The organism is Pseudocitrobacter sp. 73 (assembly GCF_008369545.1).
GTDB lineage: Bacteria > Pseudomonadota > Gammaproteobacteria > Enterobacterales > Enterobacteriaceae > Pseudocitrobacter > Pseudocitrobacter vendiensis.
This window is the reverse complement of sequence record NZ_VTZO01000020.1, coordinates 311617-326875: the sequence shown is the minus strand read 5'-3', so window position 1 is coordinate 326875 and position 15259 is coordinate 311617. Positions and strand designations below refer to the sequence as shown.

Below are 15259 nucleotides of genomic sequence, written 5' to 3'. Positions count from 1 at the left end.
TTCTTCCTTAAATCTTAGCGCTGAACGTTGCGCTGCTGGTTTCCATTCCTGCCAGGGTTGCCGGATAACAGACGTATTCCCCCTGATCCCATCCGGCACAAATCATCATGCTTTCTGACGTAATCACTTCAAATCGGTAGCGTCGGCACGTGCGGCCATATTGCTGAATAATCTGCATCAGCAGCTGGGTGTTATCGGAAATCTGGCTATCCGTTACCCGGACGGTAATAACATCCCAGTCGATACCCTCCTGACGCTCCTGCAATTCGACATAGCCAATCCCCAGCCGGGCGAAAATATTAATAAACCCTTCAATTGAGCCCGCATCAGAAGCATTCACAAACGCATAGGCCACGCGCTTTCTGAACAGCTTCAGCGGTTCCCCGTTGAAGCGGGTGATATCGCGGTCATACGCAATCAGACCCAAAATCGGCACGGTACAGGTCAGCGGATCAAACTGATTCAGCGGCCAGGTGATCCACCCGTAAACCTCCGCCCAAAATCGCCGTAACGTTTTTAACAGCTTCAGCGGTTCACCGCTTCCCATCCAGGACGGCAGCACCATGCTGGCCAGCTTCTGCAAAAAATCATTCATCAGTCAGCTCCACCGTCAGAGACGCCAGGCGCGGCACGCTCAGTTCGCTGGTAATATCTTTCAGCGAAAACTCCACTGAATCCGTCACAGAAAACCGTTTATGCATCTCGCGCCCCAGCTGCGAGAAGGAAAAACGGGAATATGGCCAGGTCTTAATCACGTCATAATCCGCATTCTCACGAAACGCGCAGCGGATCAGGTTTTCCACCCCTTCTTTCAGGTTTCGCGCTTCTTCTTCGGTCATGTTGCTTAACGTGCTGACATACACTGTCGCGGCCAGGGTGTGCCGCGTCTCCGGCATGGCAAAGCACTGCATATCATCGCCGTGGCCGTGGTGGCCTTGCGTGTTCACGTAATCATTCACCGCCTCAATAAAGGGCGCTGACGCCACACCGCTATCCAGCAGCAGATAGGCATTTGCCGTACCGGGGCCGCGTGGCGCGTCATGCTCAAAATAAATTCGGTCAATACTCAGTCCGGCCACTCCGGCAATCATCGAACGGTAAACGGCATCGGTATGGTAATTTCCCACCAGGTTGAACTGGTTCCGGCAGCGCTCACGCAATTCATCATCGCTTTCTTCATCAGCGCCCGGCGTGGTCAGCCAGTCCTCTTCACTGGCCACATGGCTGATCCCATCAATGGCCACGGGTAAAATCCGGTAATAACCGGGAGCCAGGTTATAAGCAGCCCCCTTTCCTGTTGCCATTACCGGCACTAACACACTGGCTGAACCTGACGGGATAGTGACGCTGGCCACCGTGGCCACTTCGTACACCTTGCCGTTAATGCGCTCCGTCTGGATCAACTCACCCTCTTTAACCGTCACAGCCGCTTTCACATCCTCTTTGTAAAACCGGATCACCCCTTCGGCAGCGCTGGCGGGTTTTGCGGTGATATTCACCGCCCAGGCCAGCAGACGCAGCATCTGACCGCCAGCCGTGGCCACAAACATATTGGCCATCACGGTGTTAACCAGCACATCTTTCAGCCAGAGCACTGGCGCGGTAACAATGGCCGTTATAAGTCGCCAGAAGGGAGACATTCGCGACGTGTTGGTAATAATCCCCTCATCATCAGCGATAGCATTAAACCGGGCGCGCACATCTTCTGCGGTTGTCGGCATCCCGCTGGATTTCACAACCTCTTCAAAATCAACTTCCGGTTTATTCGTCATGCATCCACCTGCACAGTAAACCCGCCAAAGTCATACGTTGACGCGGTAACCCATAGTCGCTTCTGGCTTTCTTCACTAATTTCCACCGTGCCCGGCACAATGCGTTCATCATCTTCAATCAGCAATTCAATACGGGTAAAAAGGTCAGCACGCAGCACCGGGCTGCGCTCTGCAATTAATTCAGTCGCAAGGCCACTTTCAATAATTGAGTGAATAACATCCTGCCCAATACTCTGGCGGTTATTGCACAATGTTGGCTCATTCCCGGTATTTAAAACAAAATCGCCATTCTGTATTAATAAATCAATGTAGAGAGGTTCACTCATACGCCAAGCTCCTGCCATTCCATTAGCTGATTTGGTGTCATAGTTTCTTTCGGGTAGATATTTACCGTACCCACTTTACGGCTGTTATCCGTCACCGTTTTTGCATTACTGTTAAATGTTTTAGTAATACCGCCTTTTTCCACACCTTTTAATTCACCGCCCGTCGAAAGCGTATTGACCGTTAAATTACTGGTTGAATCACCTGCCGCATTATTCTGGATAACTGGCTTTAACACGCTTTCCGGCACTGCTGGCTTTGCCAGCCCTGGCGGTAAAATGCTTTCTGGTGCGCCTGGCTTTGTCTTATCGGGTACGCCTGACGCAGCCAAATCAATATTAACGCCGGGTATTTTATTTAGCTTGCCGACAATCCAGCCCCATGATTTTGAAAAACTGGCTTTAACGGATTCCCATATATTATCAAACACGGAGACAATACCCGTGGCCATCCCGGCTAACGCTTCAGATGGTGAGAACCCCGAAAGAAGATTGATAAACCAGTTCCACCCGCTGGCAATGGATTCCCATGCATCAGAGAACACCCCGGAAAGCCATTCCACTACCTGGGCACAAGCCTTGAATGCCGCGCTATCCATCACAGCGGCCTTAACCTGATCCCAGTGCTTAATCAGCAGATAGCAACCGACTGCAAGCAAGGCAATCGCGCCGATGACCAGCAGGATAGGCCAGCTCATAAAGTTAATGGCCACACCAGAAAGAATCGCCGCCATTCGCACCGCCAGCAGCACGCCACGCAGCGCCTTAAGCGCTCCCTGCCAAATCATGACGGCTTTTTGTGCCAGCCACAGCGTAGCGGTGTAAATTTTCGTTACGGACGTCAGTAACCGCCAGACGCCACGTAACCCCATCATAATAAAAGTGGATACACCCATTACAACGTTGGCTATCGCTCCCACGGCAGCAAAACTCAGCAGCGCCATCGCCGCGTAACCCACATAACGCGCAATATTAGGAAACAGCTGCATCCAGCGTGCAAAGGTCTGACCCATATCCGCCAGGCGGTTTAATACCGGATACAGAACAGGAATTAGCGTCAATCCAATTACAGTCTGAATGGCTTTAAGTATTTCAACAAAGCGATCCCACGGCTTAACCAGTTTCGCAGCCATTTCCTGCGTGCGCTTCAGCCCGTCAGAACCGCCCAGCTCCGTGATATTCCGCTGAAGCAGCGCCACGTTGCCGTAAAGGTGTTTGACCACCGCCGAACTGTCACCAAACGCGGCATCAAGTTCAGCCTGTGCTTTCAGGTTCCCCTCCAGACTTTTGCCGTATTTGCCCTGGAGTTTTATCAACATCTGCGGCATAGAGAGCATTTTCCCGTCAGCGTCTTTAAATGACAGCCCCAGTTTTTTCGCGCCCTCAATCGCACCGGTCATAAACCCTTCGTAAGAACTGCTGGCTTCCGTTCCTAACGTGCGGTGCAACTGCCCCAGCACCGCCAGCTGTTCATCCAGCCCGACGCCGTAGTTAGTACCCACGCCGCGCGCCCCTTCCATCAGGTCTTTAATGGCTCCCATTTCCGTGCCAAACGTCTGGCGCATGTAGGTCATTTTCCCGGCCAGCTGTTCAGCAAACTGGACTTTACCCAGCCGCGCCGCATCGGCGGAGAAGTTGCCAAACATCTGCCCCATAAATTCCGCCGCCTCTGCTGACGTGGATTTCAGGGCAAAGGCCATTGTGTTGGCCACTTTGGTTATTTTCGGTAGTTCCGTTCCGGTCAGCCCGGCAATGGCGGTATTAATATCTTCCGTGGATTTAACAAACTCCACCGCGCTTGCGCCGTATGTCGTGCTGAAGCGCAGCGCATCACGCTGCACCGTTTGCAGTGCTGTACTATCAATACCCTTTGCCGCCGCATCATTGATAGCGTCATACATTTCAATGGCCGGAGAAAGTGCGCCCTTGATAGCCATTCCGACACCCGCCAGCCCCAGAACACCAACGCCAATCTGACCAAATGCCGCCTTTGATTTATCAGCAAAGCCCGTTACGCTGCTTTGCGCCTGTTTTAACGGGCGCGTCAGCTTATCAACCAGGCTTAATGTAAAATCTAATTGCTTCATTTAGTCCGAACCCTTAAATGCTTTTGCCACACCATTGGCCACGCTTATACCCATATATTCCCAGTAGCGGTTATCCAGCCAGACCGCTGCGGCGATATCATCAGTATTATCCTGACCATGTGGCAAATAATGACGGCGTAATATTAAATACTGGTCGAATCCGTTACTTTCAATTTCACGGATTCGCTTTTTTAGTTTTTTACTTCAATTTCCAGCTCTGGTGCATAAATTTCATTAACTTTCGCAACCAGCTGCAACGCCGCACCCGGACGTTTTAAAACTTCCGTTAATGCTTCTTTAGTATCAGCGGTAACGATACGGGTTAAATAGTTATGCGCAGGAGCGACTTTATTATCCATCGCCATATCATTAATAAATTTGTTATAGGCCGTCTGGTTTGGTTCAAAAACAATATCCACGCCAGCAACTACAAGTTTAATCTGTTCCATAAATAATACGTTCCCTTATTTTAATTTCATCAACAAGCTGGTTATGACGCGCAGCACACTGCCCGTACATATCCAGATAAATAATCAGTAAATCAGCTGCATCTTTTCCCGTCGTGCCAGTCAGGCGCGGCAGCTGTACCGCACATTTAGTTTTCAGGTTTTCCTGATAACGCACGTTCGGTATCGTCGGCGGCGCGGTTGTACATGCTGACAAACTCATCAGACACGCACACGTTAGTAAAAATCGGCTTAAGCACTTCCGTGTGAATTTCGCGGGGCGCTGCATTCCTTAACACCTCCAGAGTTTCTTCCAGCTTCCTGCCTGAATCGCTGGCAATCGCTTCCATCTGCGCCCCGGTAGCGGCGGCGGTTTTGCTGATAGCCAAATCCACGCTATCCCGCTGCCAGTTCGCCACCCGCCAGCCGATACCCAGCGCCAGCACGACAAGACACAACCACCCCGCCAGCGCCTTATCCATCAGCGTACCCCGTTATGCTCTAAGCTAAAGTGGTTACCGTCTGGCTTACTGAAGCGGCCACCCCATGCACCGCCGATTGTCTCCCAGTACTCACCCAGCGGGCGGTATGCGGCGCTGTCGGACTGGTACTGGCCATTAATGAACAGATTGAAATCAACGGCCAGTCGCTGCGTATGCAGACTGTTAGAAATGCCGCTGCCCTTCTTCGCATTCAGCGCCGCCTGTTCCGGGGTGCGGTATGCCTCGCCAAATGTAAGACGATAGCCGCGCTCGTCTGCCCAGTTAATCAGCTGTGCAATTTTTACGGTAAACAGTGCCTGTTTTTCACTTAACGTCATTGTTTTTCTTTCCTTTTTTCCCTGTTGCGCGTCGGCGCAACCACACTTCAACAGCCTGATAGCCCGCAATGGCAATACCGGTTCCCAGCCCCTGAATGGCCAGCGGGCTGGCATCAGGCACCTGAAGTAAAACAGCACCGGCCACCACCGAAACCAGACTCCCCAAAATCATGCGACTGATAAAAAGCCGCGGTGTAATGGGGTCATTACTGGCCAGCACGTTTCCCACGGCGATCAGCAGACCTATAACCACCAGTGAATAAAGCGTTTTTTCATGCTCCTGCATCCCTGCGTTTCCCGTTATCCGATCAGGTTTTCCGTCACTTCCGATTCCAGATAAGGCACGCCGTTAATGTTGACGAACTTAGGACTGGTCACGAAATACTTAATTTTGTGCGTTGAAACGCTCCCGCCTTTGGGATCAACATCCAGCACACTGTTCAGCTGCAACTTGTTGCCGAACGTTTCCACCTTCATTTCTTCGCTGCCGGCTTTGGCGTAGAACAGAAAATCCATCGGCTCAATACCGCGCCATGAACCCGCTGCTTTGGCTTTTGCCGTCAGTACCTGAAGCACCTTTGAACTTACTTCAATCTCACCCTCTGCGGACACATCACCATCAACGTGGCCATCAGGTACACCGCGAGTCTGCGCGGCGGCGCTGTTATCGGTGATATCCAGCGAGATTTTTTCAATGTGAATAAGGTCGCCATCAATGTAGGTATCAAACGACATACCCGAAATACGTTTACTCATGCGGCATTCTCCAGGCTGGCATCCAGCAACAGGCTGATCGTAATTGTCAGCGGCGTTTCATAGATGCGCACCACGATGTAAATATCGACGGCCTTAGTGGTTTTCCAGACAATCGACACATCACCATCCTGCGGCGGTTTCACTTCGCCAGGAAACGACACACCATTGATATTGGCCGCTGTGGACATTTCACGCAGTGGCTTCGAAAAATACGTCTGGTGCGCGGCAATGCTTCCCGGCGTACTGTTCAGAGAACGATCCGCAATTTTGGCAATGGCCAGTAAACGCACACGCCGCGCGGCTTTATCCACAATGCGCACCGTTTCAATGGTTTGGTAGTCACCCCCTTCCACATCCAGCGTGCGGCCATCTGACCAGTAAAACCCTGCATAGTCTGGATACCACATCGGCACACTAAAGCGCTTCGCTTCCAGCGCCTGGAGTGTTGCCACTTCAACAGTGCGCCCCGCTCCATCAAGCGGTAGCTCATCGCTGCCCAGGCTTACCAGTGCGCCCGTCTTGACTCGCGCCGGACTGTCGGCAATCGTCACCGCACGACTACAGAGACGGCCAGCCAGTACACCCGGTTCATTGCCCCAGATACGGGGAACCAGCTGTACCGATTTTTCCGCTGCACCGTCCTGAATGGTCGCCAGCCGTTCCAGATAATCAGCCTGGCTTTCATCTTCCTGCATTCCCTGAACAGCCAGGATGAACCACACCCAGCGGCCATACTTCGCGATCAGGTTTGCGCGTAAAGTCGCGGCCTGATTAATCTGTGTCTTAGAAATAATGTCATCACACAACACCACGCCTTCCACAGAACACACCAGTTGCGCCGCCATTACGGCATCCACCCAGGCACTTTCCTGCGCCTCTTCATCGTCCAGCACATGGATAAACGCCCACCAGTTTTGACCAGCGTTAGCCTGTGCGGCCATCACATCGCTTTTCAGCGGGCTATCATCCGCACCCAGCAGCTCGTCAAAGTCGCTCTGCGCGTTGACGGCCAGCGTTTTACCTACATTTACCGTGCCGGAACCGATAAACAGCAGCGTGCGTTCAACTTCCGTTGTTTCGCCCAGTAGCTGGTTTACCTGGTTGACGGTCACTGTTGGCCAGGTCATGTTTTCCCCTTAATATCCTGCGCCTTAACATTCCAGCCAAAACCTATGGCTTGCAGCTGCCGCGCCAGCGCTTTGTTAAATTCATCGTCATTCATGCCCAGGAATACACGGGCAGGTAAATCAATCGCCCAGCTGGTTTTCACTGCCTTACCGCTCAGTTTGCGGATTAACAGACCAGCCTGGTTGTACGGCATACTTTCCGTAATTTTCCGCATCGTGGGCTTTTTCCAGCGTTTACCGGTTTTAATCCGGTAGCCCAGCGCACGCAGCTTTTTGGCCTGTGCCGCCGTGGCAAGTTTTCCCTCCCTGCCACCGGCCTTCCCTGGCTGACTGCTGCGACTGACACGCACCCGCATTCCATTCTGTTGCGAGTAGCCTACCGTGCCAGCAGGAACCGGCGTTTCCCCGTTCCGGTATCCTCCTCCCTGCAAATAAATCCGTACTCCCTGGATCTCCGGCATTTCCCGGATATGCAGCAGCTTTGGCATGTTGCGCAGCATCTTCCCTTTACGCCTTGTTTTGCGCCCCGGCCATGCCTGGCCGTCTGGTGATTCCTGGTTGCGAACGTTGCGCTTTGCCGCAGCGATAACGCCATATTTGGCCATTCGCCACATCAGGCGTTGACGCTTTGCAGCTGGTAAATCCATACTGGCCAGCGCCTTGCGCATTTCTGCCAGCTGGCGTTTATTCAGCTCGCCGCCAACAATCACCCGTTTTCTCCCACGATTGCACCGGTTGGATCGACGCTGTAAATGGTGGCCGTTAAGGCCGTCCAGATTTCTGCGTCTGCCATCGTCCAGCGCTCGCCGCGCCAGGGGATTTCCCCCTTTTCATCCCTGCGGATCACCAGTTCTTCGGCCATTGGAACAGAGAGCACCACCGTAGCGGTTTTCTCATCGTCCACGGAGATATCCCATTGGGGATCGGCGTCCGTTATGCCGATTTCATCGAACAATTCCCGGTCAGCCTCATCCAGCCAGGCGGCCAGAAGCGACATCAGCAGGCGCGGATCACATTCCCGATATGGAAAGCGCTCCCAGCTCAATACGGCGTCATAGCGGATAATTGCCTGACGGTATTGATCCAGCCCCAAATCCTTTGCAGCCTGGATAAACGCCAGTTCATCCATTACGCTATCGAAATTGTTCATAGCCCGTTTCGGCACATTGGCCATCATGAAATCAGTAAGGCTATCCAGCTGCGTGCCGCTCATACTTTCCTCACTGTGGCGCGTTTAAGCCCTTTCATGCGACGGATCACAATGGACGCTTCCGCCAGTAACCCTGCTTTGGTTTCCGTGCTTTCCTGCCCCGGATGGCTGTCACGGCGTCCAATGGTGGCAAACTCCCCCATCAAATCCGCTTTTGCGCGGGCAAATACCGCTTTTGTGTACTGGGCGCACAATCCGTTAACGCCTTTCAGCATCACCCCCGGTACATCAGTGGCGGCGACGTATCCCTTTGCCCGCCAGCCACTTTCCACCGTTTCCAGCTCCGCATTCACTTCCACAGCAGCGGTTAACAGTGCCTGTGCCGCCGTATCGGGATCGATATCAGCCGGAATCTTTCGCTGTGACTGAAAATCGGCAAGATTCAGGTCTGGCCAAAATCCAGCGTTCTCCAGTACTTCATCCTGATAATCAATCGGCTTGCCACTAAACATTTATGCTCCGAATAGGTGGGCTGACCGGTTTCCACGGCGCATCACGCTTTCACGTATGCCCTCCACCGCGCCCACCTGGCTTGCGGTAGTCTTATCCCTGCGCCAGCTTGCGAATACGTGCCGCAATGTTTCTTCGCGCAGTTGTTACGCCTACTTTCGCGTAATATTTTTCCGCCGTGGCCAGAAGTCGATCAGCTTTTTCCAGCCGTTCCACATCATCAACCGACGCGGCATTAATCTGGTTTTCCTCGCTTCTCAGCAGCTGCAACCCGGCGAACTTAAACCACTTTGCGGTCACCTCTTCGTGCAATCGCCAGCGACTTGCCACACGTTCAAACGTTTGGGAGAAATACGGCTCAACACTTTCCCCACGCCCCGCAGACTCCTGCGCCCATGCCAGCACCGTATCCGCCACAAACGTGGGGAAGTTACTGCGCAGGCGATCAGGCGTGGCCTGGTGCTGGTCAATTGCCACATCAGCCCATTCCAGCGCGGTTTCCAGCTCGCCCACGTCAAACAGCCAGATAATGCACCAGGCAAAAACCGGGTTTGCGTAGACCTGGCCACTGGCCAGATACGCTTCCACAGTTGGACGCCAGCGCGGTAGCAAACTGGTGCGCTTGTGAACAACGCGATCCGCGATAGTCTGCAGCGTGCGCAGATAGGTAATATCCGTTTCCAGTTCCTGAAGCTGCACATGCAGGCTATCCGTGCTGTTAACCGATTCATTACGCGCCAGCTGGCGTTGCATTGCGATACGCTGGTTATGACGTTGCGCCGGGGAAAGTGCCATTTATCAGCCCTCCGCTGGCTCTGATACTGCGCCGATGGTCACTGCCGATTCGTCAATGGCCGCATACAGTTCCGGCACTTCGATGGCGTAGCCTTCATTGCGCAGATAGCTGTTTTCAAATTGTTTGCGGTCATCTTCAAAGCGGGATTTACGCTGGCGCGTATTGCGCTGGGTGTAGATATGCAGGTTACTCAGAGGCGTAACCACCATACGTTTACCCGGCATGAACGGCGGAATAATTGCCTTGCGCCCGGCAATGGTGCTACCCAGCATTTGCGCCGCAATTTTTTCTGTCGGACGGTCTGCGGCCTGATACAGTCGATACTGTTCAGCAGCAACCAGATCAGCACCAACCAGCACCACCAGGCGCGGGTCATTGCGGTACTGCGCCGGAATTTTGGCGTTAATCAAATCCTGCGCCATCGCATCCAGCGATTTATAATCACCCGCCTGATCCAGCACGACTTCATCAGTCATAATCTGGTTACCGTCCAGCAGCGTTTTCATGCGCTCATGCCAGCCGATGTTTACATCTTCGCCATTTGGATTGGCGATAGCATCTGTGGTTTTAGCGCGGGTTTTACCGTTAAAGCCGATGCGCAACATATCCAGCGCAAAAGCCTGCGTGGAAAAGGTTTGCACCAGGTTGAAAAACTCGTTTTCTTCCTTACCGGCATTAGCCCACACAGAGAGCAAATCCCAGCGCAACGCCGCGCAGCTGTCCGTTTCAACCAGATCGTAGGTATTGCCATCAACACCCACCTGACGAACAAAGCGCCCGGTTTCACTGCGGCCGGTATGCAGTTGTGATGCACCGACAGAAATCACCTGGCCAGAAAGCTGGTCAACGTCGAGGCAGGTAATCATTTCCAGAAATTCGACTGATTCCAGCATCGCCAGACGCAGCGCATTTTCCTGCGGGTCATTCAGAGAGAAAAAGCGGCTGGGGTCACGTGCCCCCATTTGCTCAGCCATTCCCGCAGAATATTTATCCAGTAAATCCCGCGCACGGTTATTCAGTAGCATATGTCTCCTTGAATATATGCAATATTAAAAAATCACTTCCGCCCGAATGGAATTACAGGAATTTGAATTTGCCTGATTTACCCGGAATGTTGCGGCCACTTTGTTTCGGTGACTTGTTACCCAATTCAGAGAAGCGCTTCACGATTTCACCAGCATTATCACGAATAGCGGAAAACTCTTCTGTATCCACCACCTCAGCAATCGTGTCTACATCTTCCTGAACACCGTTAACTTTCGTTTCCAGCGTTTCAATACGGCCTTCCAGCTCATTTACCGCATTTGCCAGCGCCTGCAATTTATCTTCGCCACCAGAACCGGAATTATCGCCACCGGATTCATCTTCAAATTTCGGCTTAATACCAAAAATACTCTGCCAGTTTTTACCCTTAGCCATGCATCCTTCCTGTTTTATTTTTCCATCATGGGTAATTACGCAACTGTAATAACCCTGTTTATTAAGTTTTTTGCGCTGACTGAAACGTAAGCGCGTGGTTCCCACGCTGGCCGGGTGATCCGTTACCGCCAGCCCCTTAAGATATGTGCGGCCGCTGCCGCGCCAGTTGTGTTCTGGTTCCACGGAGAAATAGAGCAACTGGTCTTCATTGTTGGCATAAATCAGGCGCATATTCGGGCAGATACTGACGAATAACCGGGCAAGCCCGTTTTCATCGTCCTGCCACATTGTTTCAAGTACTTCGCCAAAATTGCCAATATCATCCTCATGCTCCGGCCAGATCAGAGCGCCGTAGTGTTTAATGTTATAGGTTTCCCCCATATCAATAATCCACTGACGTTCTAAAACCCTGCCGTCAACCGTATCCCCCTCAGTGGCAACACAAAGCCAATCTGTTTTCAGATGTGACATATTTCCCTTGTTTGCCCGTAGTGATATTGCGAATGAATTATTACCCATCAGGAAAAACCCCGCACCCGCATAAATTCGCGTTAATTCGGATATAAGCCAATAACCTAACGGTCACGAACCGCCACAAAAATTAATCAGCAAAATACTGGCAAAATTACCCTTAACGATAAACAGAGGGATAAACCGGCACGGAATGGCTAAATATTCAGAAGAATTAAAAGTGGTTGCGCGGGCGCTTTATTTACGCCGCAGCACTCCGAAAGAGATCGCCAGTGATTTAAATCTGCCTAATGCGCGGATTATTTACTATTGGGCGGAAAAGTACGGCTGGGCGGATTTACTCAGCCATGAAAGCACTGAAGAGGCGATCGAACGCCGCTACCAGCTGCTGACCGGGCGCGACAACAAAACCGAAGCCGAACTAAAAGAGATGGACTTGCTGATCGCCCACGCTGTAAAGCTGCGCGCGCAAAGCAATAAGCATAAAGAGAAGATGGCCAGCCAGCCGGATGGCGAACGCAGCGCAGGCAATCAGGATCAGGACGAACCACGCAAGGGCAAACGCAAGTACAAGAAAAACGATATTTCCGGCCTGACAAAAGAAGATTTTGACACCTGGGCGGATGAGCATCTTTTTGGCTATCAAAAACGTCTGCGCCTCAATATCGGCCAGCAAATCCGCAACATACTGAAATCGCGCCAGATCGGTGCCACCTGGTATTTTGCGTTTGAAGCCTTTGAAAATGCGGTGCTGACCGGCGACCCGCAAATCTTTCTTTCGGCATCCAAAGCGCAGGCGGAAGTATTCCGCAGCTATATCGTCAATATCGCAGAGCAGTATTTTGGCATCACGCTGACCGGCAACCCGATCCGCTTAAGCAACGGCGCAGAGCTACGCTTCCTGTCCACCAACAAAAACACCGCGCAATCTTACAGTGGCCATCTGTACTGCGATGAATATTTTTGGGTTCCGAACTTTGCGAAGCTGAACGAAGTGGCCAGCGCAATGGCCACACACGACAAATGGCGCACCACGTACTTTTCCACCCCATCGGCCAAAACGCACCAGGCGTATCCGTTCTGGACGGGTGAAGAGTGGAAACGTGGCAGTAAAAAACGCAGCGCAGTGACGTTCCCGACATTCGACGAAATGCGCGCGGGTGGCCGACTTTGCCCGGATGGCCAGTGGCGCTACATCATCACCATGGAAGATGCGATCGCTGGCGGCTTCAACCTGGCCAGCATCGAGAAGCTGCGCAACCGCTACAACACTGACACATTCAATATGCTGTACATGTGCGTTTTCGTGGACAGCAAAGACTCTGTTTTTTCGTTCGACGACCTGACGGCCTGCGGCGTCGATGTTTCCACCTGGCAGGATCACGACATTAAGAAGGCGCGGCCATTTGGCGATCGCCCGGTTTGGGGCGGATTTGACCCAGCCCGCAGCGGCGACCTGTCCTGTTTTGTGATTATCGCGCCGCCGCAGCTGGCCGTTGAAAAATTCAGGGTGCTGCGCGTTTTCAACTGGAAAGGCATGAATTTCCGCTGGCAGGCAAAGCAGATAGAGAAGCTATTCCAGCAGTACAACTTCACTTACCTGGGCGTTGACGTTACCGGCATTGGACAGGGCGTTTTTGACAATATTCAACACTTTGCCATGCGGGTGATTGAGGCTATCCGCTATGACCGCAACACAAAAACCCAGCTGGTACTGAAGGCATCCGACACCGTGGAAAGCCAGCGAATTGAATGGGATCAGGAACAAAAAGAGATTGCGGCCAGCTTTCTGGCCATTCGACGCACCACGACCCAAAGCGGCGCGGCAATGACCTTTGTCGCAGACCGCAGCCCGGAAACCGGCCACGCAGAAGCGGCCTGGGCAATCATGCACGCGCTGCATAACGAACCGCTTAACTACGAAAACAAACCCAAATCCCGCTGGAGAATGAAGAAAGCAGCATGAAAAAGAAAAACAAAAAGTACGTGCAGAAAGGCCAGCGCGTCGCGCCAGGCAAGAAAATGAGCATTATCACATTCAGCAAGCCGGAACCGGTACTGACTACCGGCACCGACTACAACGAAATCTGGTATGACAATGCCGCCGATCACTACACACAGCCGATTGACCGTCTGGCGCTGGCACAGCTGATTAACCTTAACGGCCAGCACGGCGGCATCATACATGCCCGTAAGAATATGATTTTATCTGACTATCTCGGCGGCGGTCTGACATATGACCAACTGGAAGCCGCAGTGTTTGATTATCTGACGTTCGGGGATATGGCTATCGCCAAAATCCGTAATGGCTGGGGAGACGTGATCGGGCTTGAACCCCTTCCCGGCCTTTACATCCGCCGCCGTAAAGTGCGTGAAGAAACGGTGAACGTACCGGGTGATTATGTTGTTTTACAGGAAGGGGAACCGCTGGTATTTCCTGAAGACGATATTATTTTCATCAAGATGTACGACCCGCAGCAGCATATCTACGGCCTGCCGGATTATATCGGCGGGGTTCACTCTGCATTGTTGAACAGTGAGGCGGTGATATTCCGCCGCCGCTATTACCATAACGGCGCACATACGGGCGGCATCCTGTACACACGCGATCCGAATATGACGGATGAACTGGAAGAAGAGATTGAACAGCAGCTGCGTGACAGCCAGGGGATCGGCAACTTCTCCACTATTCTGGTGAATATTCCGGGCGGTGACGGTGACGCCATAAAATTCATTGAAATGGGGGATATTTCCGCAAAGGATGAATTTGCCAGCATTAAGAATATCAGCGCCCAGGATATCCTGAACGCCCACCGCTTCCCGGCTGGCCTGGCGGGTATCGTTCCGCAAAATACTGCCGGACTCGGTGACCCCGAAAAGGTCGAACGGGTTTATAAAAAAAGCGAGTCACGCCCACACCAACGCCGGATGGCAACAGCCGTTAACAATGATCCAGAAGTTCCGGCACATCTGCACCTACATTTTGCCGATGAATCAACAGATAAGGGTGCGGAATGAGGCGAAAGAGGTTAAAATCCAGGCATTATTTAACTGCTGGAGCCTGGAACATGCGCGTACTAAAAATTGAATGTCCTGAATGCGGCGCAAAGGCTGTTATTCGTAAGACCAACCGAAAGCACCGGCAGATTGCTGATATTTATTGTGCCTGCGCAGACGTAGAGTGTGGGCATACTTTTGTTATGAATCTGACGTTCTCCCACACTCTAAGCCCCAGCGCAAAGGCGGGGGATGCTATGGTGCAAACCATTCTCAGTCAGCTATCCCCCGATCAGAAGCAAATGGCACTGGATTTACTGAAAGCCTCCGCCTGAAAAGCCCCCTGAATGGGGGTTTTTTAATTCCCTTACGTGCTGCATCACCTCTTCAGCAATCTCCCCGATCCATACCAGCGCGATAGTTTTTTCTTTCACACTCATATTGTCAGCATGGGCAAATTTGGCCAGCAATTCAATGCGCTCAATCCTTGCTGACGCTTCCAACAAATTCATTATGATCCCCCGCTAAAAAATACTGTATAAGTATACAGTACACCTTTGAGCACGAATTGTGAATTCGAAATTT

At 52.1% G+C, this 15259-nt stretch carries 21 protein-coding genes; 3 read left to right on the top strand and 18 right to left on the bottom strand.

What is annotated here, in order from left to right; genetic code table 11:
- Positions 1-7: 7 nt before the first annotated feature.
- The 17 genes from F0Q32_RS20445 to F0Q32_RS20360 all read right to left on the bottom strand — a co-directional run bounded on the left by F0Q32_RS20445 (position 8) and on the right by F0Q32_RS20360 (position 11677).
- Positions 8-595, bottom strand: coding sequence for a hypothetical protein (locus F0Q32_RS20445; RefSeq protein WP_149464540.1), 588 nt, complete (start codon positions 593-595; stop codon positions 8-10).
- A complete protein-coding gene (locus F0Q32_RS20440; protein WP_149464539.1) occupies positions 588-1772 on the bottom strand; it encodes a baseplate J/gp47 family protein in 1185 nt (394 codons plus the stop codon). Before F0Q32_RS20440 ends, F0Q32_RS20445 begins: the two co-directional genes overlap by 8 nt.
- Positions 1769-2098 carry a DUF2590 family protein gene (locus F0Q32_RS20435; protein ID WP_149464538.1) on the bottom strand — a complete coding sequence of 110 codons (330 nt, stop codon included), beginning with the start codon at positions 2096-2098 and terminating at the stop codon, positions 1769-1771. The genes F0Q32_RS20440 and F0Q32_RS20435 overlap by 4 nt, the downstream gene beginning before the upstream one ends.
- Positions 2095-4182 carry a phage tail tape measure protein gene (locus tag F0Q32_RS20430; protein WP_149464537.1) on the bottom strand — a complete coding sequence of 696 codons (2088 nt, stop codon included), beginning with the start codon at positions 4180-4182 and terminating at the stop codon, positions 2095-2097. Before F0Q32_RS20430 ends, F0Q32_RS20435 begins: the two co-directional genes overlap by 4 nt.
- 191 nt (positions 4183-4373) lie before the next feature.
- Positions 4374-4631, bottom strand: a complete 258-nt coding sequence (locus tag F0Q32_RS20420; protein ID WP_149464536.1) for a putative phage tail assembly chaperone — start codon at positions 4629-4631, stop codon at positions 4374-4376.
- The gene (locus tag F0Q32_RS20415) at positions 4618-4806 is read right to left on the bottom strand and encodes a hypothetical protein (RefSeq protein ID WP_149464535.1); all 189 of its coding nucleotides are present in this window, start codon (positions 4804-4806) and stop codon (positions 4618-4620) included. The genes F0Q32_RS20420 and F0Q32_RS20415 overlap by 14 nt, the downstream gene beginning before the upstream one ends.
- Positions 4778-5110 carry a hypothetical protein gene (locus tag F0Q32_RS20410; protein WP_149464534.1) on the bottom strand — a complete coding sequence of 111 codons (333 nt, stop codon included), beginning with the start codon at positions 5108-5110 and terminating at the stop codon, positions 4778-4780. Before F0Q32_RS20410 ends, F0Q32_RS20415 begins: the two co-directional genes overlap by 29 nt.
- The gene (locus F0Q32_RS20405) at positions 5110-5448 is read right to left on the bottom strand and encodes a M15 family metallopeptidase (protein ID WP_149464533.1); all 339 of its coding nucleotides are present in this window, start codon (positions 5446-5448) and stop codon (positions 5110-5112) included. The genes F0Q32_RS20410 and F0Q32_RS20405 overlap by 1 nt, the downstream gene beginning before the upstream one ends.
- Positions 5435-5734 carry a phage holin family protein gene (locus tag F0Q32_RS20400; protein ID WP_149464532.1) on the bottom strand — a complete coding sequence of 100 codons (300 nt, stop codon included), beginning with the start codon at positions 5732-5734 and terminating at the stop codon, positions 5435-5437. The genes F0Q32_RS20405 and F0Q32_RS20400 overlap by 14 nt, the downstream gene beginning before the upstream one ends.
- Positions 5735-5748: 14 nt before the next feature.
- On the bottom strand, positions 5749-6204 hold the full coding sequence (locus F0Q32_RS20395; RefSeq protein WP_149464531.1) for a phage protein: 456 nt from the start codon (positions 6202-6204) through the stop codon (positions 5749-5751).
- Positions 6201-7331 (bottom strand): DUF2586 domain-containing protein, encoded by a 1131-nt coding sequence (locus F0Q32_RS20390; RefSeq protein ID WP_149464530.1) that lies wholly within the window; start codon positions 7329-7331, stop codon positions 6201-6203. Before F0Q32_RS20390 ends, F0Q32_RS20395 begins: the two co-directional genes overlap by 4 nt.
- Positions 7328-8041, bottom strand: a complete 714-nt coding sequence (locus F0Q32_RS20385) for a hypothetical protein (RefSeq protein ID WP_149464529.1) — start codon at positions 8039-8041, stop codon at positions 7328-7330. The genes F0Q32_RS20390 and F0Q32_RS20385 overlap by 4 nt, the downstream gene beginning before the upstream one ends.
- On the bottom strand, positions 8038-8544 hold the full coding sequence (locus tag F0Q32_RS20380; RefSeq protein WP_149464528.1) for a phage tail protein: 507 nt from the start codon (positions 8542-8544) through the stop codon (positions 8038-8040). The genes F0Q32_RS20385 and F0Q32_RS20380 overlap by 4 nt, the downstream gene beginning before the upstream one ends.
- Complete coding sequence (locus tag F0Q32_RS20375) at positions 8541-8993, bottom strand: head completion/stabilization protein (RefSeq protein WP_149464527.1); 453 nt, start codon at positions 8991-8993, stop codon at positions 8541-8543. Before F0Q32_RS20375 ends, F0Q32_RS20380 begins: the two co-directional genes overlap by 4 nt.
- Before the next feature lie 91 nt (positions 8994-9084).
- Complete coding sequence (gene gpM / locus F0Q32_RS20370; RefSeq protein ID WP_149464526.1) at positions 9085-9786, bottom strand: phage terminase small subunit; 702 nt, start codon at positions 9784-9786, stop codon at positions 9085-9087.
- A gap of 3 nt (positions 9787-9789) precedes the next feature.
- The gene (locus F0Q32_RS20365; RefSeq protein ID WP_149464525.1) at positions 9790-10812 is read right to left on the bottom strand and encodes a phage major capsid protein, P2 family; all 1023 of its coding nucleotides are present in this window, start codon (positions 10810-10812) and stop codon (positions 9790-9792) included.
- A 52-nt stretch (positions 10813-10864) separates the two neighbouring features.
- Complete coding sequence (locus F0Q32_RS20360) at positions 10865-11677, bottom strand: GPO family capsid scaffolding protein (RefSeq protein ID WP_149464524.1); 813 nt, start codon at positions 11675-11677, stop codon at positions 10865-10867.
- A 193-nt stretch (positions 11678-11870) separates the two neighbouring features.
- On the opposite strand from F0Q32_RS20360, the gene F0Q32_RS20355 reads away from it, so the two are divergent.
- From F0Q32_RS20355 to F0Q32_RS20345, 3 genes are read left to right on the top strand one after another with little or no spacing between them, the layout of a single operon-like run.
- Positions 11871-13643 carry a terminase large subunit domain-containing protein gene (locus tag F0Q32_RS20355; RefSeq protein WP_149464523.1) on the top strand — a complete coding sequence of 591 codons (1773 nt, stop codon included), beginning with the start codon at positions 11871-11873 and terminating at the stop codon, positions 13641-13643.
- A complete protein-coding gene (locus F0Q32_RS20350; RefSeq protein ID WP_149464522.1) occupies positions 13640-14695 on the top strand; it encodes a phage portal protein in 1056 nt (351 codons plus the stop codon). Before F0Q32_RS20355 ends, F0Q32_RS20350 begins: the two co-directional genes overlap by 4 nt.
- Entirely contained in the window at positions 14692-15009 is a 318-nt protein-coding gene (locus F0Q32_RS20345; protein WP_149464521.1) for an ogr/Delta-like zinc finger family protein, read from the top strand. The genes F0Q32_RS20350 and F0Q32_RS20345 overlap by 4 nt, the downstream gene beginning before the upstream one ends.
- On the opposite strand, the gene F0Q32_RS20340 is transcribed toward F0Q32_RS20345, so the two are convergent.
- Entirely contained in the window at positions 14989-15186 is a 198-nt protein-coding gene (locus F0Q32_RS20340; protein WP_149464520.1) for a hypothetical protein, read from the bottom strand. The two genes, F0Q32_RS20345 and F0Q32_RS20340, sit on opposite strands and share 21 nt — an antisense overlap.
- Between the last annotated feature and the right edge of the window lie 73 nt (positions 15187-15259).